The sequence below is a fragment of the Streptomyces sp. NPDC028635 genome (assembly GCF_040637635.1).
Lineage (GTDB): Bacteria > Actinomycetota > Actinomycetes > Streptomycetales > Streptomycetaceae > Streptomyces.
On the sequence record NZ_JBEZWX010000022.1, the window covers coordinates 97,208 to 121,157 of the forward strand.

Below are 23,950 nucleotides of genomic sequence, written 5' to 3' on the forward strand. Positions count from 1 at the left end.
GCTCTGGCCCTGACGGTGCCCCGTCAGGGCCAGAGCGGTTCAGCCGGTCTATCGCGGATGACTAGTGGGGGTTGTCGTCACCGGCGTCGCAGGAGCACTCGGCGCTCTCGACGATGTCGTCGAGGTCGGCGACGGCGGTGATGGATGCGGCGGCCACCGGCGGAGCCGCCCGGCGGGCGCTGGTGGGCTTGCTCGGCAGGACCTGTACGGGTACGGGGCGAGGGGTCATGACAGGACCGTCTCCTTCTTGTCTCCGTGCTGGCAGTAGCTGTGCAGCGGCGCCTTGGCCTCCTGGTAGTGCTTGGCCAGGGGGCGGCAGACCCGGCAGGAGCCGGACAGGGCGCAGCCCTCGCACCCTCCGGTGCGAAGCATGAGGCGGTCGGCGATCGCGCCGAGCCGCAGCAGTCCGTCGACGCCCTCGGCCATGAGGCCGATCTGGTCGTCGCGGCCGACCTTGCAGATCGAGACCAGGCCATGGGGGTCGGCGTGGAAGAAGGTGTGGCCGGCGTTGCACCCGGCGAAGGGCTTGCGCTGGCGCAGGTGGGCGGCGGACTGGGCGAGCAGCGGTTCGCCGCCGCCACTGATCGTCGGGGTCATGTTCGTGTACGCGTGGTGTTCGATGCCCCACTCCTCAGCGAGGGCGCTCATCGCGTCAGCTTCGTCGGCGTTGGCTTCGGTGACGACGAGGTTGAGGCGGAGCGGAAGACCGGCTCCTCGGGCGGCGGCCATACCGCGCCGGAACGCCTTCCAGGAGCCACGGCGCTGGGTGACCTTCTCGTAGCTCTCCTCGCTCGCACCATAGAGGCTGATCACGAGCCGGTAGGGCGGGCAGTCCCGGAACAGGCGCAGCAGGTCGGGGCGCCACAGGAGGGAGCCGTTGGTGGAGATCGTGAGCATCATCCCGGCGAGCCAGGCGTACCGGTAGGCGCCCTCGAAGTCGCGGTCCATCGTCGGCTCGCCGCCCGTGATCTGGAGCCACAGGACCCCGGCTTCGCGCATGATGTCGAGCAGTCGGACCTTGTCGTCCCAGCTCAGACCGGCGACCGGTCGCTCACCGAGGTAGCAGTGCGGACAGCCGTAGTTGCAGCCGAGGTTGATCTCCCAGGAAGCCCGGCAGTAGCCGTAGGAGGACGGCTCACGGACCAGGACCGTGTCCTGCATGGGAAGCCCGGCGACGTCGAGACCCCACATGCTGGCGGCGGTGTCGGCCGCCCAACGGGGCACGGTCTGCCCGGCGGTGGCGGCGGTCCGGAGCTGCTCGTAGTGGTCGGCCGGGATGCGGCTCCCGGACCGGGCGCCGGGGCGCAGCAGCAGATGCCCGTCAAGGAACGGGCTGGCGATCAGCTTGTGCGGCATGACGCTTTCTCCTCTCCTTCGCACAGCACGGTCCGAGGGGGCAACAAGACGGGCGACCCTGGGAGCGGCGCAGTAGATCTGGCCCATGCCGTTGCAGGTGTCGCACCTCTTGCCGGTGCTGGGGTTGGCGCCGGTGCCCGCGCAGTCCGGGCACGACTCGGCACTCGGCGAGGCCGGCCGCACGGTCCGCCGAGGCGGTGCGGATGTCAACACGGGGACTCCTTCGTCCGGGTGTCCCAACGGCTTGGCCCTGGAGGCGCAGGCCGATTGGGACCCCTCCCGCCGGGGCTTCCGGACCGCCGACGGGAGGGGCGTCTTGGGGGTGCGACCCTGTCCCTGCGGTCGCCGTGGGGGCGCGTCAGCTGGGGGTCTGCGCCAGCACCAGGGCGAGGACGGGGGCGGTCACGGCCGCGACGTAAAGCAAGAGGCCGGTGATGGTCTTCACGGGCCGCACGTAGTCTTCGTCCGGCTCGGTGTCACCGTCTACGTGCTCGTGGCAGGCCGGGCAGGTGCTGCTGGCGGTCATGCGGTCGCCCCGGTCGTGTTCTCGTAGTGCTCGCAGAGGGCGCGCAGCACGCGGGCCAGGCGCCGGGCGTGGCCGGGTTCGCCACCGTAGCGGGGGGTCGCCTGTTCGCTGAGCTTGCGGCGGGCTTCTCCCACGCACGCGAGGGCGCAGTATCGGGGGACGCTGTTCTTCGGCAGCCGCGCCGCCTTCTTCTCGACCTCGGGGATCATCAGCTCCAGGTGGCCCCGCAGCAGGGCCGTGAGCGTCTCCAGGTTGCCAGGCGCGGGCGGGAGCAACTCGGGGGCGTCGCCCTGGCCCAGCAGCTGCGCCGCGGTTTCGCGCATCGTGGTGATGTCCAGGGGTGCGGTCGCGTTGCTGCTCTCGATGATGGCGTTCACCGCGTCGCCGCCTGTCCGGCCCGACACCGCAGGCACTGGCACGGCGGGAAGGCGGAGGAGACCGGCAGCGGCTCCTCTCCGTACGGGATGACGCTGACCTCGCCGCGGTCCTGGGTGACCGTGCCGCTGCGGTCCACCTGGTAGACCCGGATCGTCATCTTGTGTCCGGGTGGGCGGTTCTGGGTCGGGCAGGTACCGTTCGTCATGTCGACGCTCCCTGGCTGGTTTGAGCGTTGGCCACGCCCCGGGGCCGTTCGCGCGGTCGCCGGGGTCTGCTGGTGTTGCCGGTCATGCCGGTGCGTCCTTGGTGCGGCAGCCGCATGTGACTATCTGCCACACGCGGCCACTGCCTCGAAGCACCACATGGCCGGCCGCGCGCAGGCGTCTGTTGACTGCTCCGCAGTCAAAGCAGGCTTCGCCGTGCAGCCGGACGATGCTCACTCGCCCGTCGATGACGGTGGGCGCAAGTTGCTGTGCGTCCGGCATCGCGTCCCCCATCTGCTGCTGGCTCCTGTGCGTGCAACAGATAGTGGGGGTTGCCAGGTACCCCAAGTACCCCGCCTAGGGGTAGCTGGGTCTGATCAGGTTGCCGAGCACCACTCGGCGAAGTTGGAGAGCGTTTCGGAGTCCGCCCGCTTCAAGCGGCGGAGCGTGGAGGCGTCTTCACGCACCCACGGGTGCTCACGGGTGTGCTGAGGCGCGATACGCCGCGCCACCTTCAGCGACTCGAAAGCATCATCGGCCATTCCCGACCAGAGCTGGGCGCGGGCGAGTTCGATGTAGAACCCCGAGCGGCGCTCGGCAGGCAGGTCTGCGGGCGGCTTCCACTCGCTGGCCACGTCCAGGGCACGCCCGACGTGATCGTCACCAAGGCTCACGGCGACGGATACCTCGTGAATGCGAACGGAGTCGGGTCCGAAGGCAGTCCCGCGGTACACGTCCTCCGGCACCTGCTCGGCGAGCGCTTGGGCCTCGGCGAGGTGTGTGACGGCAGCAGAGGCGTCCCGGGCCCGGCCGGCGATGACCGCTGCCCTCATGTGGAGCGCGCCGCGGGCCGCGGCCTCCGGCCGACTGGACGGCGCCGGGGCGGCGTCCAAGGCCTGCTCGAGCGCGCGCAGCCCCGCCGCGTGAGCGTGGGCTGCGAAGAAGGTCTCCGTGCGCACGTAGGCCACCGAGGCGGTCAGCAGCGGGTCGTCCGCCTCGGGGGCGGCCCACCTCATGAGTTCGATGAGCCGTGCGGAGAGATCACGAGCGCCGAACTTGTAGGCCACCGCGTCCGCCGAGCGGTAAGCCCTGACCAGGAGCCCGGCCTCTATGGCTCGTCGTCCAGGGGCGGCTGCGTGGTAGGCCCGGGTGACCTCTGCGAGCAGCTCGGGGATCTGGTGGGAGATGCGGATGTACTGGGCGGACAGGCGCCAGTCGGCCGCATCGCTGACAGCAGCGCGCAGGTCTGCGAGAGGGCGGATGGGGCCGTCTTCTGGCAGGTCGTACGTGGCGATCGCCGCCGAAAGGGCAGGCAGCGCGTCGTGAACGGGTGTCTGGGCCGGGCTGCGGTCGGTGCGCAGTTGCATCGGATCGACGGACAGAGCCGCGGCGATGGCTTCAAGGGTGGCGTCACCGACGCCTCGCTCTCCGCGCTCGATCTTGCGGATCGTTCCGAGCGCGACGCAGGCCGACTGCGCTAGCTGATCCTGCGTCATACGCTTCAGCCGCCGGTAGTAGGCGACCCGGCGCCCTACTCCACCGTACGCAAGTGCAGGCATTGCGGCTCCAGTTCAGTTCGCTCACTCCGAACCGTACCGACTTCGAGACGCTCTTTGTACGACTTGCGCGGTAGGGGGTCAGCTCCTCCCCCGATCGCGTGGCCTTCAGCCCTTCGTGAGGTCCACGAGTTGGGAGAGGCCATCGATCCGCCAGTCAGCTGCTGCGCTGACCTCCGGGTCATCCGCCCACAGATGCCCCCAGGGGCCACGGCGGAGATGCGCCGTACGAAGCCCGGCCGCCTTCGCGGGGAAGACATCGTTCGCTGGGTGGTCCCCGACGTACACCGTCGCCTCAGGCGCCGCCTGCGACACCTCGATGACTCGCCGGAAGAACTCTGGCTCTGGCTTCGCGACCCCCCACTCCCCCGATGTCACGATGAGGTCGGCTGGTAGATCCAGGCTGCGCAGGAGCTCCCCCGCGCGCGGTGTCTGGTTCCCCGCGATGATCACGCGCACGCCAGCCCGCCGAAGCGCGGCCAGCGCCGGCCGGACGTCCTCGTAGAGGTCGCCCTCATCGAGGTGCTCGCCTCGGCCGGCAGCCTCCCGGGCCTGGTACTCGGCAGCGACGTCGATGCCCGGCCGGGCCAGGCGCAGCGCCTCGGCGTTGTCGAGTCCCTTGGCGACCACCGCGCCAACGAGGGCAGACAGCGTGTGGCGAGGGACGTCCAGCCAGTCGGCCCACGACGTCCAGTAGCGGTCGTCCCTGGTGATGGTCTCGCCGACGTCAAACACGAACGTTTCAATCACGCCAGGAGCCTACGGCGCGCTCGCCAGCGGCGCACACTCTCGAACTGAGCAGCTGGGCGGCACACCGTGACACGGGCACAGAGCGCCCTGTACCGGGGTCGGCATCTGCTGTGGCTCGGTGCAGGCCGCGCCGGTGCCGGTGGTGAGCAGCGCGGTGATGGCGAGCAGCAGGGCGGCCATGATGCCGCGGATGCGCATGTGCGCCCCTCCTCTCGGATCGGGGCAGACATGCGAAAGCCCGGCGCAAGGGCCAGGCCTCGGAAGCTTTCAGCGGCGGCGGATGGGGGTGAGACCTCATCGACAGCGGTGCCACCGTCTCACGGAATGAGCGTCGCATTGACCTCTGCCAAGCCTGGTTGAGGCGGGCAGCTGAGACTCCGACAAGATGCGTCCGATCTCACCTTCTAAATGGACACCGTCACGTCGGTGATCTCGGCGGTCACCTTCGTCGAACGGCTTGAGGTAGAGAGGGAGATCGGCTGATAGCTGAGCTGATCCTGGTCGGTCAAGTCCATCGTCTCGATAATGGGGCCGCTTTCGTCGCCGTGAATCTCGTAAGTGATGGAGTAGGTCTTCTCCGGATCGAGCGATGTCAGGCTGGTGTACGACAGCTTCGGTTCCACGGTGATGTTGCACCCAGCACTGCCGAAGCACTGCTGGTCCGTGGTCCTGAGCGTCAGTGCGAAGTCCGCAGGCGTCGGGGCGTCGTTGTAGGTCCCCGTGGTCGCTTCGGCCGCCTCAGCTGGGGCGTCTGCGGGCCTGGCTGGCGCCGACGTGGCCGCCACGGGCTTCGAATCCGCAGCGTCCTTGTCGGAGCCAGAGAGAAGCCATGCAGTCGTTCCGGAGGAGACTCCTGCGATCGCCAAAGCTCCCACGATCGCCGCAGCAACGTTGCGCCTGCGCGCTGTTCTGGGCGGCGTCGGGGAGACGGGGGGCATCGGTGGAACCTCGGGAACGGCTCCCGTTGTCTCGTCCATGTCTTGGCTCCTCTCGATTTGCAAGGCCGTATACAGCCTTGGCTCAGGTGTGGCACAAGCTTTGTCGGTGATGTCGGCGAGGTCCCACAGTGCCAAAGCCTCCCCGCGTACCGAGTTGGGCTGGAAGCCGGCCCGGGGTGATGTGCAGACGGCGCGCCCAGTCGCGGAATTGCTTGGGCGTCATGGCAAGGCTGTACGCACCTTGCGGGGTAGTTACGAGAGGGCGGGCGTCACGGCTGGTGCGTGCGATGCTCACGCGTCCAGTGTGCCGGGCCGCCCAGGTCGCGGCTGCTACCGAATGGTGCCAGTCCAATGGGGGTCTTCGGCGAGGAAGCTGCCGTTCTTGATCCAGGCATCGTCAGTGCGGGTCACGGTGAACACGATGTCCTTGCCGTCGTTCTTGGCGATCGTGTACTCGGCGGTGAAGGTGCCGCTGCGCCCGGGAGCCAGACGGCCGGCCATCTGCTTGGAGCCGGCCTCGACGAACGCCGGTTCGGTGTCCCCGCCGGTGGTGGCGCCCTGCGCCTGGTATCCGAGGCCGTCCAGGGTGTACGGCTTACTGGTGCCGTTGGTGATGGTGAAGGTGACCCGGAAGGGAGTGTGGTCGGCATCGGGCCGTTCATCGAACTCGCCGTAGCGGGTAACCAGCTTGATGCTGTCGACCGTCACCTTCAGACCATCGGTGTAGGCGAAGGTGTCGCCGATGGCGAGCTCGGTGTCCGGCTGCTTGTCGGCCGTGTCGGAGGCGGTCGCGCTGCCGCTGCACTGCTCCATCCATTCCGACTGGGACAGGTTGGAGTTGGGTCCGCAGTCCGGCGGGGCGGAGACCTGGGCGCTGGCGGTCGAGCGATTGCGTTCGGCTTTACCCTGTGACGGCCCGTCCGGACCGCATGCGGTGAGCGTAGCGGCCAGCGTAGCGACGGCGGCGAGCAAGATGGTTCGAGCGTGTATGGTCCCCCCAAGGACAGTACGACTGCTGTCATTGTGGCGGCACTGAGAGTTACTTGAATGCGCGATGAACACATCGTGGCTCAGATGTGATCTGTGCCCTGAGGGGCGCGCCGGGGCTTTCCCCTGCTGGCGCACGGGTTCGCACAGCCCGCCCCGACGTGGGCGGCGTACGTCCGCCCGACGTGGCCAGCGGGTCGAGCCGTGGAACTGCTTTGGCGTCATGCCGAGGGGGGCGACCAATGCGTGCGATGCTCACGCTCCAGGGTGCCTGGGCGGCGCCTGACCAGCGGATGCTCTGGCTCTGGCACTGGCATGACGATGAACCCTCATATCCAAGTGACGTTGTCAGAGGCGAGCTTTACGGTGCGGCCATGACAGACGAGAACCGCCCCGAGCCGAACGACGAGGCGCCGGAACAGCCCAGTGACAACAGCCCCGAGGGTCGTGCCGATCGTCTGAAGCCGGGTGGCGCGCCGATCCCGCACGTTGATCTCAGCAATCTCAAGATGTTTGAAGAGGCGGTCAACCGAATCAGCGAGCCGCTTGCGGTGTTCGCCGCTGGGGCCCGCAGGGAACTCGATCGTGCTGCTTCCGTTGGCGCTGCTGCCGCCGCTGCGGCTGGTTCCCAGCCCTGGTTCACGAATTTGCAGTGCACGCTTGGCTAGTCGGTCAGCAGCGCCGTGACCAGGTGTTGCATCCGTGGCCGTGGGTCCGGGGCGCCCGGCCAGCTGGTCATCAGCAGGTGGTGGGCCGTGCCCACGACGGCGAGGGCCGCCGTGTCCGGGTCGACGGCGGCCGGCACCCGGCCCAGCCGTCGCTCCGCCGCCAGGTAGCCGGTGATGGCCTGCTCGATCGCCGTGAAGCCGGGCGCCCCGTCCTCCAGGGCCTGCCGGATGCGCAGCGCGGCGGCGGGGCGGGTCATGGCGAGGCCGGAAATGGCGGGGCCGCCGGAGTCGAAGAGGGCGAGCGCGACGGCGCTGAGGTTCTCCGCCACCGTGCCCTGTCCGACGCGTCCGGACAACGCCTCGGCCCGCGCCGCCGTACGCGCGAACCGGTCGAGGCACAGCTCGGCGACAAACTCGTCCAGCCCCGCGAAGTGCGCGTGCAGCAGGCCCTTGGCACAGCCCGCCTCCGTGGTGACGGCCCGGCTGGTGAGCGCGCCCGGCCCCTCCCGCTCCACTACCCGCTCGGCCGCCGCGAACAGCCGCTCGCGCACGTCCGGCGTCGCCACTCCACGCGGTGACATGAACCCCTCTTCTCTCACGCCGCCGCCCCCCTCCCGGCGGCGGCAACCCCTCGGATCGTAACCGGCGTTGCCAGTTTGGGCGATTGCCCATAGTGTTTGGGCGTACGCCCATTCTCCGTTCGCGATCACAGGAGGCACCATGCCGAACGTCGTCAACACCGAGCAGGCGCAGGCGTGGAACGGCCCGGAAGGCGACCACTGGGCCCGCCACCAGGACCGCTGGAACGCCGTGAACGAGGGCTTCGACGAGCCGCTCCTAGACGCCGCCGCGATCGGCCGCGCTCACCGGGTCCTCGACCTGGGCTGCGGCTCCGGCCAGACCACGCGGCTCGCCGCCGTGCGCGCGCCGCGCGGCCACGCGACGGGCCTCGACCTGTCCGGACCGATGCTGGCCGCGGCGCGCGCCCGGGCGGAGAAGGAGGGCGTCGGCAATGTCTCCTTCGTCCAGGGCGACGCTCAGGTGCACCCCTTCGAAGCGGGCACGTTCGACGCGGCGATCAGCCGCTACGGGGTCATGTTCTTCGCCGACCCCGCGGCCGCCTTCGGCAACATCGGCCGTGCACTGCGCCCCGGCGGGCGGCTCGCGTTCGTCTGCCCGGCCGACGCCTCCCTCAACGACTGGGTGACGGCGATGGCGTCGCTGCGCGACCTCCTGCCCGTCGGGGATTTCGGTGCGCCGGGGCTGCCGGGCATGTTCTCGCTGGCCGCCCCGGACCGCATCCGCGCCCTCCTGACCACGGCCGGCTTCACCGACGTCGAGGTCCGGCAGGTGCAGGCCCGCGGAGTGTGGGGAGCCGACGCCGAGGACGCGGCGGCCTTCCTCCTGGGCACCGGCCCCGGCCGCCATCTACTGGAGCAGGTCGACACGACCTCCCGGACCCGCGCCCGGAGCACCCTGACCGCCCATCTGCGCCGGCACGAGACGGCGGACGGCACGGTCCGGATGCGCAGCACCTGCTGGCTGGTCACCGCGAACCGTCCGGCCGACTGAGCAGGCGCAGCGGGCAGCGGGAGCAGGCAGCAGGCAGCAGGCAGCAGGCAGCAGGCAGCAGGCAGCGAGAGCACTTCGACGGGGGACTCGAAGTTCGTGAGCGTCGGATGCAACCCTCACCGGGGCGTGCGTGTCTCAAGGAGTAGAGACACCATGTGCGGCCTTCAGGGCCGTCGACCCACTCACTTCACCAGGCCGTCGACACACATCCCACGGAGGTGTCGTGCCATGCCACTCTCCCTCCCCCTCCCCCGCAAGCTGGCCGCCGCCGGCATCGCGGCGGCAGTCGTCGCCGGCGGGGCGGCAGCCGCCGCACTGGCCGCGCAGCCGGCGAGCGCGGCGGTGCCCACGTGCTCCGCGAGCAACCTGTATCTCTCCCTGGGGCGCCAGGACCACGGCGCGGGTCAGCTGTACTGGCCCATACGGTTCACCAACACCGGCACCGGCTCCTGCGCGCTGCGCGGCTACCCCGGGGTCAGTGTCCTGAGCGTCGACCACCGGCAGATCGGTCCGGCCGCGACGCGCACCGGGCAGTCGTTCGCGACGGTGACGCTGCGCCCGGCGCAGACGGCCAGCGCCGTGATCCACACGACCAACGGTCCGATCGGCGGACCGTGCCGGCCCGCCGGCACGTATCTGCGGGTCTACCCGCCCGGCTCGCACCAGGCCTTCCTGGTCCCCGCCTCACTCCGCGTCTGCTCCAACGTCTTCACCATCTCCCCGACGTCGCACTGACCGTGACCTGGGGCCCGTGGTCCAAGCGGTGCTCGTGGTCCAATCGGGGCTCGTGGTCCGGGGACCACGGGCCGAGGACCACGGACCGCGGGACAATGGCCCCATGGCGCCCGAGACGACCCGCCCCGGGGACGACCCCGTGGACGACGGCGTGGACGACGCCGTCGACGAGGCCCTGCACACGGCCCCCGCGGCCCCGCTGCGCGGCCTGGTCGGCTGGTACTCGGGCTACCGTCAGCGCGGCGTCCCGCACGGCCGGCACCTCGGGCTGCCGTCGCCGTGGCTGACCCTGATCCTCACCCTCGACGAGCCGCTCAGCATCACCGCGCACCCCGACCCGCGGACACCCGGCGGTGACTACCCCACCCTGCTGGGCGGACTGCACCTGGCGCCCGCGCACATCGCCGTGCCCGGCCGCCAGTCCGGCGTCCAGGTGGCCCTCAGTCCCCTCGGGGCCCGCCTCCTGCTGGGCCTGCCGGCGGGCGAGCTGGCCGGTACGGACGTACCCGCCGCCGACGTCCTGGGCGCCGAGGTGGCCGACGTGCACGAACGGCTGCGTACGGCCGCCGACTGGCCGGCCCGCTTCGCCGTCGTCGACCACTGGCTGCTGCGCCGCCTGGCCCGGCACACGGACGCGGCGGCCGCGGTGGCGCCCGAGGTCGTCCAGGCGTGGCGGCGGCTGCTGGCGGACGGCGGCCGGGTACGGATCGACGCGCTGGCCGCCGAGGTCGGCTGGAGCGACCGGCATCTGCGCGCGCGTTTCCGCCAGGAGATCGGCCTGACGCCGAAGGCCGCGGCCCGCGTCGCCCGCTTCGACCGGGCCCGGCGCCGGCTCGCCGCCCGCCCGCACCGGCCCGATCTCGCGGGGCTGGCCGCCGACCTGGGCTTCGCGGACCAGTCGCACCTGGACCGCGAGTTCACCGCCCTGGCGTCCTGCGCCCCGAGCGTGTGGCTCGCGCGGGAGTTCCGAAACATCCAAGCCGGCTACGGCCCGCCCGGCGGACCCTGACGGTGTCGCCACCCGACCTTCACCGAAGGGACCCCGCCGCCATGAGCACGAATCCGCAGACCACGACCGCACCGTCCAGCACCGGCCCGCGCCCGCCCGCGCCGCAGGTCTGGCCGACGCTGCGCGCCCGGGACGCGCGCGCCCTCATCCGCTTCCTGGTGGATGCCTTCGGCTTCGAGGAGACCGTGGTCTACGACAGCGACGTGGACGCGGACCTGGTGCAGCACGCCGAGCTGGCCTGGCCGGAGGGCGGCGGCGTCATGCTGGGCTCGCTGCGCCCGGACGCGAAGCAGGACGCGTGGCGTTTCCAGCCGGGCTCCTTCGGCGCGTACGTCGTCACGGCCGAGCCCGACACGGTGTACGCGCGCGCCAAGGCGGCCGGCGCCGAGATCGTCTCCGAGCCGCACGTCACCGACTACGGCTCCCGCGACTTCGCCGCCCGCGACCCCGAGGGCAACCTGTGGAACTTCGGCACCTATCCCGGCGAGCCGCGCTGATGCGGACCTCCGCCACGGCCCGCAGCGCGTGCGGCCGTACCCGGCGTACCGGCCGCCGTCCGGGCGGGCCTGCCCTCGAGCCCGTTCCGTCCGGCACACTCCTCCCATGGACACAGCCGAGTTCGTCGACATCCTGCGCCGCGAGGGCGCCCTGCTCGCGGCTGCCGCCGAGGCGGCCGGGCCCGACGCGAAGGTGCCGCCCTGCCCCGACTGGCAGGTGCGGGACCTGCTGCGGCACACGGGAGCCGTGCACCGCTGGGCGGCCCGCTTCGTCGCCGAGGGCATCACCGAGCCGCGGCCCATCGACGCCGAACCGGAGCTGGACGGCGCGGAGTTGCTGCACTGGTACCGGGACAGCCACCGCCACCTCGTCGACACCCTGGCCGCGGCCCCGGCGGACGCGCCGGCCTGGACGTTCCTCCCCGCGCCGGGCCCCTCGCCGCTGGCCTTCTGGGCCCGCCGGCAGGCGCACGAGACGGCGATCCACCGCTACGACGCCGAGTGCGCCCGTGGCGGCACGCCCACTCCGATCGGCACCCGCTTCGCGGTGGACGGCATCGACGAGTTGCTGCGCGGCTTCCACGCCCGTCCGAAGAGCAGGGTGCGCACCGAGGAGCCGCGGGTCCTGCGCGTGCGCGCGACCGACACCGACGACGCGGTGTGGACGGTACGACTGTCGGCGGAGCCGCCCGTCACCGTGCGGGGTGAGTCCAGCGAGGCGGAGACCGAACTGGCCGGTCCGGCCGAGCAGTTGTACCTGGCGTTGTGGAACCGTGGCCCGGTGCCGTCCGTGACGGGTGACCGTGCGACGGCGCTCCTGTGGCAGGAGAAGTCGGCGATCGTCTGATCCCGGGACCGGCGGTCGCCGGGTCGCCCGGACCGCCGTTCCGCACCATCGCCCCGCGCGGCAGGGTCCGCGCCCGAAGCCGGCCGCCGGACGGCGGCTGCCGAGCCGTCGGCCGGTGAGCGTCAGCCGCCCGCCAGCAACCTCGTGAGTACCGCGCGCTGCACCGGCCGTACCTCGCCGTGCAGCGCGCGGCCCTTGTCGGTGAGGGCGACACGTACGCCCCGCCGGTCCTCCGGGCAGAGCGCCCGGTCCACCAGACCGTCCTTCTCCAGCCGCGCGACGAGCCGGGACAGTGCGCTCTGGCTGAGGTGGACGCGGTCGGCGATCTCCTGGACGCGCCAGGCGCAGGAGCCGTCCGCGGCCCTGCCCTCCGCGAGGACGTCGAGCACCTCGAAGTCGCTGGCGCACAGGCCGTGCCCGACGAGCGCCCGGTCCAGTGCGCACTGGGTGCGGGCGTGCAGCGCGAGGATCTCCCGCCACTGGTCCACGAGTGCCTGTTCGGCCTTCTTCGCCGCCATGGACCGCACCGTAGCAGAGAAGCAATTTCATTGCACCGTAATTAAATGCGCTTGCATTGAATGCATGCGCATGGAAGAGTCCCGGCCATGACCTCTCCGCTCATCCCCTCGGCGTCCCCGTCCCCGACGGTGCGCTGGACCCCCCGGTTGTGGGGCACCCTGCTGGTGCTCTGCGCCGCGATGTTCCTCGACGCGCTCGACGTGTCGATGGTCGGCGTCGCCCTGCCGTCCATCGGCGCCGACCTGCACCTGTCCACCTCGACCCTGCAATGGATCGTCAGCGGATACATCCTCGGCTACGGCGGTCTGCTCCTGCTCGGCGGACGCACCGCCGACCTGCTGGGCCGGCGCCAGGTGTTCCTCGTCGCGCTCGGCGTGTTCGCGCTCGCCTCACTGCTGGGCGGTCTGGTCGACTCCGGTCCGCTGCTGATCGCCAGCCGTTTCATCAAGGGCCTGAGCGCCGCCTTCACCGCACCGGCCGGCCTGTCGATCATCACGACGACGTTCCCCGAGGGGCCGCTGCGCAACCGCGCCCTGTCCATCTACACCACCTGCGCGGCCACCGGCTTCTCCATGGGCCTGGTGCTGTCCGGGCTGCTCACCGAGGCGAGCTGGCGCCTGACCATGCTGCTGCCCGCGCCCATCGCCCTGATCGCGCTGGTGGCCGGCCTGAAGCTGCTGCCGCGCAGCGCCCGCGAGGAGAACCACCACGGCTACGACATCCCCGGCGCCGTCCTCGGCACCGCCTCGATGCTGCTGCTGGTCTTCACCGTCGTCCAGGCTCCCGAGGCCGGCTGGGCGTCGGCCCGCACCCTGCTGTCGTTCCTCGCCGTGGCCGTGCTGCTGACCGCGTTCGTCCTGGTCGAGCGGCGCTCGGCGGGGCCTCTGGTGCGGCTCGGGGTGCTGCGCTCCGGCAACCAGGTGCGCGCCCAGCTCGGCGCGGTGGCCTTCTTCGGCTCCTACGTCGGCTTCCAGTTCCTGACCACGCTGTACATGCAGTCCCTGCTGGGCTGGTCCGCGCTGCACACCGCGCTGGCCTTCCTGCCGGCCGGTGCGCTGGTGGCGGTCTCCTCCACCAAGGTCGGCTCGATCGTCGACCGGTTCGGCACCCGGCGGCTGATCCCGGTGGGCTTCGCGCTGATGGTCGCCGGCTACGCCCTGTTCCTGAACGTGGACCTGGACCCGGTGTACGCGGCGGCGATCCTGCCGTCGATGCTGCTGATCGGTGCCGCGTGCGCGCTGGTCTTCCCCTCGCTCAACATCCAGGCCACCAACGGGGTCGAGGATCACGAGCAGGGCATGGTCTCCGGGCTGCTGAACACCTCGGTGCAGGTGGGCGGCGCGATCTTCCTCGCCGTGGTGACGGCCGTGGTCACCGCGAACGCCCCGGCGCACGCCACGCCCCAGGGCGTCCTGGACAGCTACCGGCCGGGGTTCGTGGTGGCCACCGCCATCGCCCTCGCCGGACTCCTCATCAGCCTGACCGGCCTGCGCGAACGCCGCCCGCAGCAGTCGGTCGTGGTCGCACGGTCCACCGTGACGGAGGCGATGACGGACCGCGTCCCGGTCCGTGACTAGGGGGACCGCCTCCTCCGGGTGCCCGGCGGGTTGCTTGCCCGCCGGGCACCCGGCTGTTTGACTCGCCGTATGGAGCACTACGGGGGACGGCGCACCAAGGCCGAGCAGGACGCGGCGACGGTGGAGATCGGGTACGCGCTGTGCAGTGCGGCGTTCGCGGCGGCCGTCGTGTTCGGGGCGGTCGCCGGCCCGGCGCTGCTGTTCGACCTGCCGCGGACGGCCGAGCTGCTGCTGGTGAGGGCCGGCGAGATCGTCGCGCCGGTGCTGTTCTTCGCGCGCGTCGTCAGCGTGCTGCTGCGGTTCCGGCAGCCGGGCGGACTCCGGGAGCCCGGCGGACTCTCGCAGCCGGGGTCTCAGCCCAGCCAGCCCGGCCGGACCAGCCCCGACTCGTAGGCCTGCACGACGAGTTGGGCCCGGTCACGGGCGCCCAGCTTCACCATCGTGCGGCTGACGTGGGTCTTCGCCGTGAGCGGGCTGACCACCAGGCGCCGGGCGATCTCCTCGTTGGACAGGCCGAGGCCGACCAGGGCGAGCACTTCCCGCTCCCGCTCGGTGAGCCGGGTCAGCGTCCCGGCGGCAGCGGGCTCCTTGGACCGGGCGGCGAACTCGGCGATCAGCCGCCGCGTCACCCCCGGTGACAGCAGCGCGTCGCCGGCCACCACCGCCCGTACCGCGCGCAGGAGTTCCTCCGGCTCGGTGTCCTTGAGCAGGAAACCGGAGGCGCCCGCGCGCAGCGCCTCGAAGACGTACTCGTCGAGTTCGAAGGTGGTCAGCATGACCACCCTCACCTCCGCCAGCCGCTCGTCGTCCGTGATGCGGCGGGTGGCGGCCAGACCGTCCAGCAGCGGCATGCGGATGTCCATCAGCACGACGTCCGGCCGCAGTTCGGCGACCGCGCGCACCGCCTGTTCCCCGTCCCCGGCCTCCCCGGCCACCTCGATGTCCGGCTGGGCGTCGAGCAGCGCCCGGAACCCCGCGCGGACCAGCGACTGGTCGTCGGCGAGCAGTACGCGGATCACCGGTCCTCCTTGACCTGCAGGGGCAGTTCGGCCAGCACCCGCCAGCCGCCGTCGGGGCGCGGCCCCGCCTCGATCGTGCCACCCAGCGCGGCCGCCCGCTCCCGCATTCCGGCCAGCCCGTTGCCGCCGCCGCCCGCGTCGGCGCCGGACGCCGGTCCGTCGTCGTCGATCCGCAGCCGCAGCACACCCCCGCCGTGCTCCAGCCGCACGCGCGCGTGCCGCGACCGCGAGTGCCGTACGACGTTGGTGAGGGCCTCCTGGACGATTCGGAACGCGGCGAGACCGGTGCCCGGGGCGAGCGGCGGGGCCGTGCCGTCCACGGTCACGGTGAGGCCGGCGCTCGCGGCCTGCTCCACCAGTTCCGGCAGCCGGTCCAGGCCCGGGGCGGGCGCCCGCGGTGCGGCGCCGGGTGCGCGCAGGGTGTCGAGGACCTGGCGCACCTCGCCGAGCGCCTCCTTGCTCTGGGCCTTGATGGTGGTGAGGGCCTGGCGGGCCTGCTCGGGGTCGGAGTCCAGCAGGGCGAGGCCGACCCCGGCCTGCACATTGATCACGGAGATGCTGTGGGCGAGGACGTCGTGCAGTTCGCGGGCGATGCGCAGCCGCTCCTCGTCGGCGCGCCGCTTTTCCGCCTGCGCCCGCTCGGCGCGCTCACGTGCCCACTGCTCGCGCCGGGCCCGGGCCAGTTCGGCGACGGCGGCGATCGCCACCACCCAGGCGGCGACGACCAGTTCCTGCCCCCAGGGAGCCGCCGCGTCCCCCGCGGGCGGCAGCCGGTGGTAGAGCCAGTGGGCGATCACCACATGTCCGGCCCACAGCATCCCGACGGCCGACCAGGCGGCCCACCGGTGCCCGGCCAGGATCGCGTGGAAGCAGGCCACGGCGACGGTGAGGAACACCGGGCCGTACGGGTAACCGGCGCCCAGGTAGACCAGGGTGGCGGCGGACGTGCCGAAGACGACCGCCACCGGATACCGCTTGCGCCACAGCAGCAGCCCGCCGGCGACGACGAGCAGCACCCGGGCGAACGTGTCGAGCGGGGCCCGTGCGCCCTGCTGCTGGTGCGCGGCGAAGTGCGAGCCGGCCAGCACCACGGCGGTGACGATCAGGGTGGACGGCCACGGCCAGTGGACGCGGTGGTCGTCCTCCCGGCGGCCCGCCCACGGCGGACCGTGCCGCCACCACTGCGGCGGGCCGCCGCGCACGCGCTCTCGCTCCATGCCGTCACGCTAGACGCCCCGCCGGGCCGCGGGCGTCAGCCGGGCGAGGTGATCACACGTACTCCCCGGGAAGTACGCCGCCGGACGGCGGGCCAGGTGCTGTGCGGCCATCCTGGTAGCGGGGACGGCGACGCGGTGAGGCGGGTGCCCATGACGATCGACGTGACGGTGCGGCGCACGATCCCGGTGCCGGTCGAGCAGGTGGCCGCCTACGCCATGGACTGGCGCAACGACAGCCGGTGGACCCAGGGCATCCGCCGGGCCGAGCTGACCCGGCCGGCCGGGACGGGCGGCTTCGGCGCGGGCGCCGAGGTGACGCGCACGGCGTACTTCCTCGGGCGGCGCATCGACTATGTGCTGCGCGTGGCCGCCCACGAGCCGCCGCGGACGCTGGACATGGTGTCCGTGGCCGGCCCCATGCCGATGCATGTCACCTACTCCTTCACCCCCGATGCGCGTGGCACGCTGGCCGCCATCCGGGTCCGCGGTGGCCCGGGCGGCCTGTTCCGGCTCGCGGCCCCCCTGCTGGCCCGGCAGGTCCGCTCCTCCCTCGCCAAGGATCTGCGCGACCTGGAACGCCGGCTGACCGAAGCGGAGGGACGGGCCTGATGGCATACGACGAAAGCCTGGCCGGGCGGGTGCGGGCGCTGCTCGCCGGTGAGCCTGGGCTCTCCGAAAGACGCATGTTCGGCGGGCTCGCCTTCCTCCTGGGCGGCAACATGGCGGTCGCGGTGACCGGCGGCGACCTGCTGGTGCGGGTCGGACCGGACGCCACCGACGCAGCCCTGGCCCGGCCGGGGGCGCGGCTCTTCGCCATGTCCGGCCGGCCGATGCGGGGCTGGGTGGTGGTGGCCGGCCCGTCCGTGACCGGGGACGACGCGCTCGCCGCCTGGGTCGCCGAGGGGCGCGCCTTCGCGGCGGGGCTGCCCCCCAAGTGAGGGGGGCGGCGGCCGGGCCCCCTACCGCGCGGCCATCGCCTCCCGCATCGCCCGGGCCGTCGCGGTCGGGTCGTAGGCGTCGGGCACGCCCGGGACGAGGATGATGTCGCCCTCGATGTGGCGGGAGCGCAGCGGGGCGATCTCCTGGTAGGCGGGCGAGTCCCACCAGGCGCGGGCCTCGGCCATGCCGGGGAATCCGATCACCACCACGTGCCCCGGCCAGTCGCCCTCCTTCACCTCGTGCTGCGCCGCGTGCACCAGGAAGCGTCCGCCGTGCGGCGCGAACGTGGCGCCGATGCGCTCGATGTACTCGGCGATCTCCGGGTGCGGCGCGGCCTCCTGCAGGTGGGCTATGGCGTAGGCGGTCATGGAGTCCTCCGGTCTCGTCGGCCTGGTGGCACCGATCATGGCAGGGGGCCGCGGGGAGGTCGATGACCTCTCAGGTAAGCGGCAGGCCGACGCCTTCCCCCAGCCGGAGCACCGCGTGCCGGAAGAACTCCGCCCGGTCCTCCACCACCCGGTTGAACTGGCCGAACAGCTCGAAGTTCACCAGTCCGAACAGCTGCGCCCAGGCCGCCACCAGGACGCTCACCGTCTCCGGTGGAAGGTCGGGCGCGAGGTCGGCGGCCATGCGGGCGGCCTCGTCGCGCAGCGCGGCCGGCAGGGGCGGTTCGGTCAGGACGCCCGCGCGGTGGGCGTCGCGGACGATCGCGAAGAACAGGAGGCCGACGCGAGCGGCGGGCGGCACGGTCGTCATGGGCGCGCTGTAGCCGGGCACGGGCGAGCCGTAGATCAGGGCGTACTCGTGGGGGTGGGCCAGCGCCCAGTCGCGTACGGCCTCGCAGACCGCCGTCCAGCGCCGGGCGGGCGGGGCGTCGGAGACCGCCGCGGCGGCGGACTCGGCGGCCTCGCCGAGGGAGTCGTAGGCGTCGATGATGAGCGCGGTCAGCAGGTCGTCGCGGCTGGGGAAGTAGCGGTAGAGGGCGGAGGAGACCATGCCGAGGGCGCGGGCGACCGCGCGCAGCGAGAGCTTGGCGGCCCCCTCCTCGGCCAGCTGTCTGCGCGCCTCGTCCTTGATGGCGGCGGTGATCTCGATCCTGGCCCGGGCCCGGGCGCCGCGTGCGATGTCCCTGCTCATGGCAGCCAGTCTGCCACGCGCGGAGAGCGGCGCACACAATTGTGAGCACCGCTCTTGCTTTGTATCGCCGATCGCGCAAGACTGAGGTCAGAGCGAGAGCACCGCTCACGGTTTGGTCTCAGGAGGCTGCCATGTCCGCACACGTCCGCAAGCCCGGCTGGTTCACCGTCAACGTCCTCAACCGTGCGGTCGCCTGGCTGACCGGCCGCGGCGTCAGCGTGTGGGGCTCCCGGGTGCTCGCCGTCCGGGGCCGCAAGAGCGGCCAGTGGCGCACCACCCCGGTCAATCTGCTCACGGTGGACGGCGCGCACTTCCTCGTCGCCCCGCGCGGGCACGTGCAGTGGACGCACAACATGCGCGCGGCCGGCGGTGGTGAGCTGCGGCTCGGCAAGCGGGTGGAGCGGTTCACGGCGACGGAGGTCTCCGACGACGACAAGGCGCCGATCCTGCGGGCGTACCTCAAGCGCTGGAAGGCCGAGGTCGGCGTCTTCTTCAACGGGGTGGGCCCGGACTCCCCCGAGTCCGAGCTGCGCCGGATCGCCCCCGACCACCCCGTCTTCCGCGTCACGGTCACCGGCTGAGCCACGCCACGGACCGGCGGCCGCGCCTGCCACGGGCGGCGGGCGGCAGACGGCAGGCGGCAGGCGGCAGGCGGCAGGCGGCAGGCGGCAGGCGGCAGGCGGCAGGCGGCAGGCGGCAGGCGGCAGGCGGCAGGCGGCAGGCGGCAGGCGGTACAGCGTCGCGGCGGCCGCCCGCCCTCCGGCCACCCCGGCCGCGTCAGCCCGGGCCGGGCGCCGCCGCCCGGCGCACCGTCAGGAGCCGGTCTAGTCCGCGGCTGCCCGGCGGCGGTCCAGGGCGCTCAGCGCCCGCTGGGCGATCGGGCGGGTGCGGACGATGTCGGCCAGATTCGTGGAGCCGCGGGTGATGTCCGTGAACGCCCGCCAGGCCGGGCGCAGACCGGTCAGGGCGGCGTGGAAGAGGCCGGGGCGCCGCTCGAAGGCGGACAGCAGCCGCTTGCCGACGGCCATCTCGACGCCGAGCCCCGCCTTGACGGCGAACGCGTAGTTCAGGGCCTGGCGCCGGGTGTCCACCGCGTCGTTCGCCTCGGCGATCCGCACCGCCCACTCCCCCGCGAGCCGGCCCGAGCGCAGGGCGAAGGAGATGCCCTCACGGGTCCACGGCTCCAGCAGTCCGGCGGCGTCACCGCACACCAGCACGCGCCCGCGCGAGAGCGGCGAGTCGTCGGCGCGGCACCGGGTCAGATGGCCGGAGGAGATCCGCGGCTCGAAACCGGCGAGGCCGAGCCGGCCGATGAAGTCCTCGAGGTAGCGCTTGGTCGCGGCACCCTCCCCGCGCGCCGAGATCACCCCGACCGTCAGCGTGTCCCCCTTCGGGAACACCCAGCCGTAACTGCCGGGCAGCGGGCCCCAGTCGATCAGCACCCGCCCCTTCCAGTCCTCGGCGACGGTGTCCGGCACCGGGATCTCCGCCTCCAGACCGAGGTCGACCTGGTCGACCTTGACGCCCACGTGCGCCCCTATCCGGCTGGCACTGCCGTCGGCGCCGACGACCGCGCGGGCCAGCAGCGTCTCGCCGCCCTGGAGGACGACGGCGACCGTGCGCCGGTCCGGGACGGCCGCGCCGTGCTGCTCGACCCGCTGCACGGTGGCTCCGGTGCGCAGCTCGGCGCCCGCCTTCTGCGCGTGCTCGACGAGCTGCTGGTCGAACTCGGGCCGGTTGATCAGCCCGAACAGCATCTGCCGCGAGCGCCGGGTACGGGTGAAGCGACCGTCCAGGGAGAACGTCACCGCGTGCACGCGGTCCTTCAGCGGCAGTTCGAAGCCGGGCGGCAGCGCGTCACGCGAGGGGCCGATGATGCCGCCGCCGCACGTCTTGTACCGCGGCAGCTCCGCCTTCTCCAGCAGGAGCACGCGCCGCCCCGCGACCGCGGCCGCGTAGGCGGCCGAGGCCCCCGCGGGTCCCGCGCCCACCACGACGACGTCCCACACCTGCCGCTCGTCGTCCGCCGAAGAGTTCTCGCTGCTCACGATGGTCTACCGCTCCCGATCACGCCGCTGCCGCTGCTGCCACAGGCATCCTACGGCGGAGATCGTCACGGCCCGCTGTGGGAGGATCGGCAGCACTCACCCGTACAACGTCGCACCCACGAGGAGCGTGCCCATGTCGTCGCATCCGGTCGCCGGGACCGTCGCCGCGCTGATGCCCCGGGCCAAGGCGGAACTCGCCGAGCTGGTGGCCTTCAAGTCGGTGGCGGACTTCGCGCAGTTCCCGAAGAGCGAGAGCGAGCAGGCCGCCCGCTGGGTCGCCGACGCGCTCACCGCCGAGGGCTTCACGGACGTGGCGCTGCTGGACACCCCGGACGGCACGCAGTCGGTGTACGGCTACCTGCCCGGCCCCGAGGGCGCGAAGACCGTGCTGCTGTACGCGCACTACGACGTGCAGCCCCCGCTGGACGAGTCCCGCTGGCTGACCCCGCCCTTCGAGCTGACCGAGCGCGACGGCCGCTGGTACGGCCGCGGCACCGCCGACTGCAAGGGCGGCGTCATCATGCATCTGCTGGCGCTGCGCGCGCTGAAGGCGAACGGCGGCATACCCGTCCACGTCAAGGTCATCGCCGAAGGCTCGGAGGAGCAGGGCACGGGGGGCCTGGAGCGCTACGCCGAGCAGCACCCGGAGCTGCTGCGGGCGGACACCGTCGTCATCGGCGACGCCGGCAACTTCCGTGCCGGTCTGCCGACGGTCACCACCTCGCTGCGCGGCATGATCCTGCTCCGCGTCCAGGTCGACACCCTGGCGGGCAATCTGCACTCCGGCCAGTTCGGCGGCGCCGCCCCGGACGCGCTGGCCGCGCTGATCCGGGTGCTGGACTCGCTGCGCGCCGAGGACGGCTCCACCACGGTCGACGGGCTGAGCGGCGACGCCGTGTGGGAGGGCCTGACGTACGACGAGGAGCAGTTCCGCAAGGACGCCAGGGTGCTCGACGGCGTCGAGCTGATCGGCTCCGGCGCGGTCGCCGACCGCATCTGGGCCCGCCCCGCCGTCACCGTGCTCGGCATCGACTGCCCGCCGGTGGTCGGCGCCACGCCGTCCGTGCAGGCGAGCGCCCGCGCCCTGATCAACCTGAGGGTGCCGCCGGGCGTGGACGTCACCGAGGCCACCAAGCTGCTCCAGGCCCACGTCGAGGCGCACACCCCGTGGGGCGCCCGGGTCGCCGTCGAGCAGGTCGGCCAAGGCCAGCCCTTCCGCGCCGACGCCGCCAGCCCCGCCTACCAGGCGATGGCCGACGCGATGGCCGTCGCCTACCCGGGCCAGGAGATGAGCTACGCCGGGCAGGGCGGCTCCATCCCGCTGTGCAACACCCTCGCCGCGCTCTACCCGCAGGCGGAGATCCTGCTGATCGGGCTGAGCGAGCCCGAGGCGCAGATCCACGCCGTGAACGAGAGCGTCTCGCCCGAGGAGCTGGAGCGGCTGTCCGTCGCCGAAGCGCTGTTCCTGCGCAACTACGCGGCCGGCTGACCGGCTCTGCTCACAGCGAAGGGCCCCGCGCGAGCCGCACGGGGCCCTTACGTTCGCCCCATGGACGTCGTCGAACTGCTCCCCCGCCTCCATCTGCTGCGCTTCCCCGTCGGCCAGGCCTACCTGTGGCGGGACGGCGACGACGACCTGACGCTGATCGACGCGGGCCCGGTGGGCTCCGGCGGCGCCCTGGCGGAGGCGATCACGTCGCTGGGGCTCGCCCCCGGTGCCGTACGACGGATCGTGCTGACGCACTTCCACGAGGATCACGCCGGTGGCGCGGGCGAGTGGGGTGAGGTGCCGGTGCTGGCGCACCGGCTGGACGCGCCGTACGTCCGCCAGGAGCGGCCGGGGCCGCCACCGGTGCTCCAGGACTGGGAGCGGCCGCTGCACGCCGAAGTCACGCGGGGTCTTCCCCCGTTGAGCGAGGCGACGCCGCCGCCGGTGGCCCACGCGGTGTCCGATGGCGACGTCCTCGACTTCGGTGGGGGCGCCCGCGTGGTGCACGTCCCCGGACACACGGACGGCAGCATCGCGCTGCATCTGCCCGCGCACGGGGTGCTGTTCACCGGGGACACGATCGCCGCGTCCCCGGTGGACGGCACCGTGATGCCCGGAGTGTTCAACCTCGACCGGGAGCGGGCCCTGGCATCGCTGCGGCAGCTGGCCGGCCTGGAGACGGAGGTGGCCTGCTTCGGCCACGGGGACGCGGTGACCGCGGGGGCGGGTGCGGTGCTGCGGGAGGTGGCGGACAGACCCGCCTGATCCCGGCCGGCTCACCCCACGGGGCGGCCCGCTTCCAGATACAGCGCGGCGCCGCGTTCGCGGGCACGCAGGGCCCAGCGCAGCCGCTCGTAGCGCACCGGCGGGAGCAGCCCGGCCGCCTCGTCCTCGGTGACGAAGCGCCAGCCGCGCAGTTCGGGTCCGGGCAGCAGTACCTGGCGGGCCGACGCGGAGTCGAGGCGGCCGCCGTCGAAGAGCAGGCGCAGACCGCCGTAACCGGGGGGCGCGGGCCGTTCCCAGTCCACGACCAGGAGCCGGGGCACCTCGTCCAGCCGTATCCCGGTCTCCTCCGCGACCTCGCGCATGCCCGCGCGGGCCGGTGCCTCGCCGGGCTCGACGACACCGCCGGGGAACTCCCAGCCGGGCTTGTAGGTGGGATCGACGAGCAGCACCCGGTCCTGTTCGTCGAAGAGGAGCACACCGGCGGCCAGCGTCTCGCCGGTGGGTTCGGGTGTCTGCACGATGTCGCAGACGGACGCGGCGCCGCTGCCGACCGCTTCCGCGATCCGCACGGCGGTCTCGTACGGCGTGAGGGCGCCGGTGTCGATGAGGTGCGCGTCGGCGGTGAGCCAGGAGCCGAGGGCCGTGCGGTAGGGCTCGATGTGGTCGTACGCCCACTGCCGGACGCGTATCTCGCCGTCCGGGAGGTCCGGCGGGACCGGACGCCCGGCTATCCGCTCACGCAGGATCGTTTCAGCCGGGGCGAGGAGAAGGTGCCGGACCTCGATCCGGCGGGCGGCGAGGCCGCCGAAGATCTCGTCGCGGTACTCCTGGCGCAGCAGGGTCATGGGGACCACGAGGGTGCCGCCCAGCTCGGCGAGCAGTGCGGCGGCGGTGTCGATGACGAGGCGGCGCCAGATGGGCAGGTCCTGGAAGTCGCCGACGTCGGCGAGGCGTTTGGGCGGCAGCAGGTGCTGGAGTGCTCCGCCGATGAGCTCGGGGTCGAAGAGCGTGCTGTTCGGGATCACGTCGATCAGTTCGCGCGCGGTCGTGGACTTCCCCGCTCCGAACGCACCGTTGATCCAGACGACGGTCACGGTTCCCCCTCTTCTGTTGGCCCCCTGTGGCTTGCCCGCTCCACCCTGCCACGGAAACCAGCGCCAGTTGAGGGCGCACGGCACGGCGGTGCCGCCCTCCCGCAGACACCCGCCGGAGGGGGGCCCCCCCCCCGCCGGGGGGCACCGCCACAGGCGGATACGC

General features: G+C 72.5%; 31 protein-coding genes. 13 read left to right on the forward strand and 18 right to left on the reverse strand.

The annotated features are described in order from the left end of the window. Window positions 1-61: 61 nt before the first annotated feature. From AB0E88_RS23020 to AB0E88_RS23065, 10 genes are all read right to left on the reverse strand, one after another. A complete protein-coding gene (locus tag AB0E88_RS23020) occupies window positions 62-229 on the reverse strand; it encodes a hypothetical protein (RefSeq protein WP_361633272.1) in 168 nt (55 codons plus the stop codon). Then, a complete protein-coding gene (locus AB0E88_RS23025; protein ID WP_361633275.1) occupies window positions 226-1,356 on the reverse strand; it encodes a radical SAM protein in 1,131 nt (376 codons plus the stop codon). Before AB0E88_RS23025 ends, AB0E88_RS23020 begins: the two co-directional genes overlap by 4 nt. Before the next feature lie 358 nt (window positions 1,357-1,714). Continuing rightward, window positions 1,715-1,882 carry a hypothetical protein gene (locus AB0E88_RS23030; RefSeq protein WP_361633278.1) on the reverse strand — a complete coding sequence of 56 codons (168 nt, stop codon included), beginning with the start codon at window positions 1,880-1,882 and terminating at the stop codon, window positions 1,715-1,717. Then, entirely contained in the window at window positions 1,879-2,259 is a 381-nt protein-coding gene (locus tag AB0E88_RS23035) for a DUF6415 family natural product biosynthesis protein (RefSeq protein ID WP_361633281.1), read from the reverse strand. The genes AB0E88_RS23030 and AB0E88_RS23035 overlap by 4 nt, the downstream gene beginning before the upstream one ends. Then, window positions 2,256-2,465 carry a hypothetical protein gene (locus AB0E88_RS23040; RefSeq protein WP_361633284.1) on the reverse strand — a complete coding sequence of 70 codons (210 nt, stop codon included), beginning with the start codon at window positions 2,463-2,465 and terminating at the stop codon, window positions 2,256-2,258. Before AB0E88_RS23040 ends, AB0E88_RS23035 begins: the two co-directional genes overlap by 4 nt. A gap of 375 nt (window positions 2,466-2,840) precedes the next feature. Beyond that, on the reverse strand, window positions 2,841-4,022 hold the full coding sequence (locus AB0E88_RS23045) for a helix-turn-helix transcriptional regulator (RefSeq protein ID WP_361633287.1): 1,182 nt from the start codon (window positions 4,020-4,022) through the stop codon (window positions 2,841-2,843). A 105-nt stretch (window positions 4,023-4,127) separates the two neighbouring features. Then, complete coding sequence (locus AB0E88_RS23050) at window positions 4,128-4,769, reverse strand: HAD family hydrolase (protein ID WP_361633290.1); 642 nt, start codon at window positions 4,767-4,769, stop codon at window positions 4,128-4,130. A gap of 9 nt (window positions 4,770-4,778) precedes the next feature. Next, a complete protein-coding gene (locus tag AB0E88_RS23055) occupies window positions 4,779-4,967 on the reverse strand; it encodes a hypothetical protein (RefSeq protein WP_361633292.1) in 189 nt (62 codons plus the stop codon). Window positions 4,968-5,173: 206 nt separating this feature from the next. Then, entirely contained in the window at window positions 5,174-5,746 is a 573-nt protein-coding gene (locus AB0E88_RS23060) for a hypothetical protein (protein ID WP_361633294.1), read from the reverse strand. 291 nt (window positions 5,747-6,037) lie between these two features. Beyond that, window positions 6,038-6,679 carry a hypothetical protein gene (locus AB0E88_RS23065; RefSeq protein ID WP_361633297.1) on the reverse strand — a complete coding sequence of 214 codons (642 nt, stop codon included), beginning with the start codon at window positions 6,677-6,679 and terminating at the stop codon, window positions 6,038-6,040. A 389-nt stretch (window positions 6,680-7,068) separates the two neighbouring features. Between AB0E88_RS23065 and AB0E88_RS23070 the strand changes: the two genes are divergently transcribed. Further along, window positions 7,069-7,362: a hypothetical protein gene (locus tag AB0E88_RS23070; protein WP_361633299.1), complete on the forward strand. Its 294-nt coding sequence runs from the start codon at window positions 7,069-7,071 to the stop codon at window positions 7,360-7,362. Here AB0E88_RS23070 and AB0E88_RS23075 read toward each other — a convergent pair. Then, complete coding sequence (locus AB0E88_RS23075; RefSeq protein ID WP_361633302.1) at window positions 7,359-7,943, reverse strand: TetR/AcrR family transcriptional regulator; 585 nt, start codon at window positions 7,941-7,943, stop codon at window positions 7,359-7,361. The two genes, AB0E88_RS23070 and AB0E88_RS23075, sit on opposite strands and share 4 nt — an antisense overlap. A 139-nt stretch (window positions 7,944-8,082) precedes the next feature. On the opposite strand from AB0E88_RS23075, the gene AB0E88_RS23080 reads away from it, so the two are divergent. The 5 genes from AB0E88_RS23080 (at window position 8,083) to AB0E88_RS23100 (ending at window position 12,022) form a co-directional block, all read left to right on the forward strand. Next, window positions 8,083-8,934, forward strand: a complete 852-nt coding sequence (locus AB0E88_RS23080) for a methyltransferase domain-containing protein (protein ID WP_361633305.1) — start codon at window positions 8,083-8,085, stop codon at window positions 8,932-8,934. Between the two features lie 228 nt (window positions 8,935-9,162). After that, entirely contained in the window at window positions 9,163-9,669 is a 507-nt protein-coding gene (locus AB0E88_RS23085) for a DUF4232 domain-containing protein (RefSeq protein WP_361633307.1), read from the forward strand. A gap of 103 nt (window positions 9,670-9,772) precedes the next feature. After that, a complete protein-coding gene (locus AB0E88_RS23090; RefSeq protein WP_361633310.1) occupies window positions 9,773-10,678 on the forward strand; it encodes a helix-turn-helix domain-containing protein in 906 nt (301 codons plus the stop codon). A 41-nt stretch (window positions 10,679-10,719) separates the two neighbouring features. Then, entirely contained in the window at window positions 10,720-11,175 is a 456-nt protein-coding gene (locus AB0E88_RS23095) for a VOC family protein (RefSeq protein WP_361633312.1), read from the forward strand. Window positions 11,176-11,281: 106 nt separating this feature from the next. Beyond that, window positions 11,282-12,022 carry a maleylpyruvate isomerase family mycothiol-dependent enzyme gene (locus tag AB0E88_RS23100; RefSeq protein WP_361633314.1) on the forward strand — a complete coding sequence of 247 codons (741 nt, stop codon included), beginning with the start codon at window positions 11,282-11,284 and terminating at the stop codon, window positions 12,020-12,022. Between the two features lie 122 nt (window positions 12,023-12,144). Here AB0E88_RS23100 and AB0E88_RS23105 read toward each other — a convergent pair whose 3' ends face one another. Beyond that, window positions 12,145-12,540, reverse strand: a complete 396-nt coding sequence (locus AB0E88_RS23105) for a MarR family transcriptional regulator (protein WP_361633317.1) — start codon at window positions 12,538-12,540, stop codon at window positions 12,145-12,147. An 87-nt stretch (window positions 12,541-12,627) separates the two neighbouring features. Here AB0E88_RS23105 and AB0E88_RS23110 point away from each other — a divergent pair, with 87 nt between their 5' ends. Both AB0E88_RS23110 and AB0E88_RS23115 read left to right on the forward strand, forming a co-directional pair. Continuing rightward, window positions 12,628-14,118 carry an MFS transporter gene (locus tag AB0E88_RS23110; protein ID WP_361633320.1) on the forward strand — a complete coding sequence of 497 codons (1,491 nt, stop codon included), beginning with the start codon at window positions 12,628-12,630 and terminating at the stop codon, window positions 14,116-14,118. Between the two features lie 69 nt (window positions 14,119-14,187). Then, on the forward strand, window positions 14,188-14,511 hold the full coding sequence (locus AB0E88_RS23115) for a DUF6332 family protein (RefSeq protein ID WP_361633323.1): 324 nt from the start codon (window positions 14,188-14,190) through the stop codon (window positions 14,509-14,511). On the opposite strand, the gene AB0E88_RS23120 is transcribed toward AB0E88_RS23115, so the two are convergent. Both AB0E88_RS23120 and AB0E88_RS23125 read right to left on the reverse strand, forming a co-directional pair. Further along, entirely contained in the window at window positions 14,472-15,137 is a 666-nt protein-coding gene (locus AB0E88_RS23120) for a response regulator transcription factor (RefSeq protein WP_361633326.1), read from the reverse strand. The genes AB0E88_RS23115 and AB0E88_RS23120 overlap by 40 nt on opposite strands. After that, window positions 15,134-16,354 (reverse strand): sensor histidine kinase, encoded by a 1,221-nt coding sequence (locus tag AB0E88_RS23125; RefSeq protein WP_361633329.1) that lies wholly within the window; start codon window positions 16,352-16,354, stop codon window positions 15,134-15,136. Before AB0E88_RS23125 ends, AB0E88_RS23120 begins: the two co-directional genes overlap by 4 nt. 150 nt (window positions 16,355-16,504) lie before the next feature. Between AB0E88_RS23125 and AB0E88_RS23130 the strand changes: the two genes are divergently transcribed. Further along, a complete protein-coding gene (locus tag AB0E88_RS23130) occupies window positions 16,505-16,963 on the forward strand; it encodes an SRPBCC family protein (RefSeq protein ID WP_361633332.1) in 459 nt (152 codons plus the stop codon). After that, a complete protein-coding gene (locus tag AB0E88_RS23135) occupies window positions 16,963-17,292 on the forward strand; it encodes a TfoX/Sxy family protein (protein ID WP_361633335.1) in 330 nt (109 codons plus the stop codon). Before AB0E88_RS23130 ends, AB0E88_RS23135 begins: the two co-directional genes overlap by 1 nt. A 21-nt stretch (window positions 17,293-17,313) precedes the next feature. Here the strand turns inward: AB0E88_RS23135 and AB0E88_RS23140 are convergent, their stop codons facing one another. Next, complete coding sequence (locus tag AB0E88_RS23140; RefSeq protein ID WP_361633338.1) at window positions 17,314-17,661, reverse strand: DUF1330 domain-containing protein; 348 nt, start codon at window positions 17,659-17,661, stop codon at window positions 17,314-17,316. Window positions 17,662-17,731: 70 nt separating this feature from the next. Further along, on the reverse strand, window positions 17,732-18,430 hold the full coding sequence (locus tag AB0E88_RS23145; RefSeq protein ID WP_361633341.1) for a TetR/AcrR family transcriptional regulator: 699 nt from the start codon (window positions 18,428-18,430) through the stop codon (window positions 17,732-17,734). A 131-nt stretch (window positions 18,431-18,561) separates the two neighbouring features. On the opposite strand from AB0E88_RS23145, the gene AB0E88_RS23150 reads away from it, so the two are divergent. Beyond that, window positions 18,562-19,011 carry a nitroreductase family deazaflavin-dependent oxidoreductase gene (locus tag AB0E88_RS23150; RefSeq protein ID WP_361633344.1) on the forward strand — a complete coding sequence of 150 codons (450 nt, stop codon included), beginning with the start codon at window positions 18,562-18,564 and terminating at the stop codon, window positions 19,009-19,011. Between the two features lie 243 nt (window positions 19,012-19,254). Here the strand turns inward: AB0E88_RS23150 and AB0E88_RS23155 are convergent, their stop codons facing one another. Then, complete coding sequence (locus AB0E88_RS23155) at window positions 19,255-20,478, reverse strand: geranylgeranyl reductase family protein (RefSeq protein ID WP_361633347.1); 1,224 nt, start codon at window positions 20,476-20,478, stop codon at window positions 19,255-19,257. A gap of 133 nt (window positions 20,479-20,611) precedes the next feature. Between AB0E88_RS23155 and AB0E88_RS23160 the strand changes: the two genes are divergently transcribed. Together AB0E88_RS23160 and AB0E88_RS23165 are read left to right on the forward strand one after the other, a co-directional pair. Further along, window positions 20,612-21,967 carry a dipeptidase gene (locus AB0E88_RS23160; RefSeq protein ID WP_361633350.1) on the forward strand — a complete coding sequence of 452 codons (1,356 nt, stop codon included), beginning with the start codon at window positions 20,612-20,614 and terminating at the stop codon, window positions 21,965-21,967. Window positions 21,968-22,027: 60 nt separating this feature from the next. Then, window positions 22,028-22,732 carry an MBL fold metallo-hydrolase gene (locus AB0E88_RS23165; protein WP_361633352.1) on the forward strand — a complete coding sequence of 235 codons (705 nt, stop codon included), beginning with the start codon at window positions 22,028-22,030 and terminating at the stop codon, window positions 22,730-22,732. A gap of 11 nt (window positions 22,733-22,743) precedes the next feature. Here the strand turns inward: AB0E88_RS23165 and AB0E88_RS23170 are convergent, their stop codons facing one another. Continuing rightward, a complete protein-coding gene (locus AB0E88_RS23170) occupies window positions 22,744-23,787 on the reverse strand; it encodes an NUDIX domain-containing protein (protein WP_361633355.1) in 1,044 nt (347 codons plus the stop codon). Between the last annotated feature and the right edge of the window lie 163 nt (window positions 23,788-23,950).

Bases quoted from the DNA above. Each gene is read 5' to 3' on its own strand.
- AB0E88_RS23060 (WP_361633294.1), bottom strand. From the start codon at position 5,746: ATGGACGAGACAACGGGAGCCGTTCCCGAGGTTCCACCGATGCCCCCC.
- AB0E88_RS23030 (WP_361633278.1), bottom strand. From the start codon at position 1,882: ATGACCGCCAGCAGCACCTGCCCGGCCTGCCACGAGCACGTAGACGGT.
- AB0E88_RS23085 (WP_361633307.1), top strand. From the start codon at position 9,163: ATGCCACTCTCCCTCCCCCTCCCCCGCAAGCTGGCCGCCGCCGGCATC.
- AB0E88_RS23025 (WP_361633275.1), bottom strand. From the start codon at position 1,356: ATGCCGCACAAGCTGATCGCCAGCCCGTTCCTTGACGGGCATCTGCTG.
- AB0E88_RS23080 (WP_361633305.1), top strand. From the start codon at position 8,083: ATGCCGAACGTCGTCAACACCGAGCAGGCGCAGGCGTGGAACGGCCCG.
- AB0E88_RS23095 (WP_361633312.1), top strand. From the start codon at position 10,720: ATGAGCACGAATCCGCAGACCACGACCGCACCGTCCAGCACCGGCCCG.
- AB0E88_RS23140 (WP_361633338.1), bottom strand. From the start codon at position 17,661: ATGACCGCCTACGCCATAGCCCACCTGCAGGAGGCCGCGCCGCACCCG.
- AB0E88_RS23090 (WP_361633310.1), top strand. From the start codon at position 9,773: ATGGCGCCCGAGACGACCCGCCCCGGGGACGACCCCGTGGACGACGGC.
- AB0E88_RS23105 (WP_361633317.1), bottom strand. From the start codon at position 12,540: ATGGCGGCGAAGAAGGCCGAACAGGCACTCGTGGACCAGTGGCGGGAG.
- AB0E88_RS23135 (WP_361633335.1), top strand. From the start codon at position 16,963: ATGGCATACGACGAAAGCCTGGCCGGGCGGGTGCGGGCGCTGCTCGCC.
- AB0E88_RS23115 (WP_361633323.1), top strand. From the start codon at position 14,188: ATGGAGCACTACGGGGGACGGCGCACCAAGGCCGAGCAGGACGCGGCG.
- AB0E88_RS23145 (WP_361633341.1), bottom strand. From the start codon at position 18,430: ATGAGCAGGGACATCGCACGCGGCGCCCGGGCCCGGGCCAGGATCGAG.
- AB0E88_RS23100 (WP_361633314.1), top strand. From the start codon at position 11,282: ATGGACACAGCCGAGTTCGTCGACATCCTGCGCCGCGAGGGCGCCCTG.
- AB0E88_RS23130 (WP_361633332.1), top strand. From the start codon at position 16,505: ATGACGATCGACGTGACGGTGCGGCGCACGATCCCGGTGCCGGTCGAG.
- AB0E88_RS23040 (WP_361633284.1), bottom strand. From the start codon at position 2,465: ATGACGAACGGTACCTGCCCGACCCAGAACCGCCCACCCGGACACAAG.
- AB0E88_RS23070 (WP_361633299.1), top strand. From the start codon at position 7,069: ATGACAGACGAGAACCGCCCCGAGCCGAACGACGAGGCGCCGGAACAG.
- AB0E88_RS23160 (WP_361633350.1), top strand. From the start codon at position 20,612: ATGTCGTCGCATCCGGTCGCCGGGACCGTCGCCGCGCTGATGCCCCGG.
- AB0E88_RS23110 (WP_361633320.1), top strand. From the start codon at position 12,628: ATGACCTCTCCGCTCATCCCCTCGGCGTCCCCGTCCCCGACGGTGCGC.
- AB0E88_RS23045 (WP_361633287.1), bottom strand. From the start codon at position 4,022: ATGCCTGCACTTGCGTACGGTGGAGTAGGGCGCCGGGTCGCCTACTAC.
- AB0E88_RS23125 (WP_361633329.1), bottom strand. From the start codon at position 16,354: ATGGAGCGAGAGCGCGTGCGCGGCGGCCCGCCGCAGTGGTGGCGGCAC.
- AB0E88_RS23020 (WP_361633272.1), bottom strand. From the start codon at position 229: ATGACCCCTCGCCCCGTACCCGTACAGGTCCTGCCGAGCAAGCCCACC.
- AB0E88_RS23075 (WP_361633302.1), bottom strand. From the start codon at position 7,943: ATGTCACCGCGTGGAGTGGCGACGCCGGACGTGCGCGAGCGGCTGTTC.
- AB0E88_RS23055 (WP_361633292.1), bottom strand. From the start codon at position 4,967: ATGCGCATCCGCGGCATCATGGCCGCCCTGCTGCTCGCCATCACCGCG.
- AB0E88_RS23150 (WP_361633344.1), top strand. From the start codon at position 18,562: ATGTCCGCACACGTCCGCAAGCCCGGCTGGTTCACCGTCAACGTCCTC.
- AB0E88_RS23165 (WP_361633352.1), top strand. From the start codon at position 22,028: ATGGACGTCGTCGAACTGCTCCCCCGCCTCCATCTGCTGCGCTTCCCC.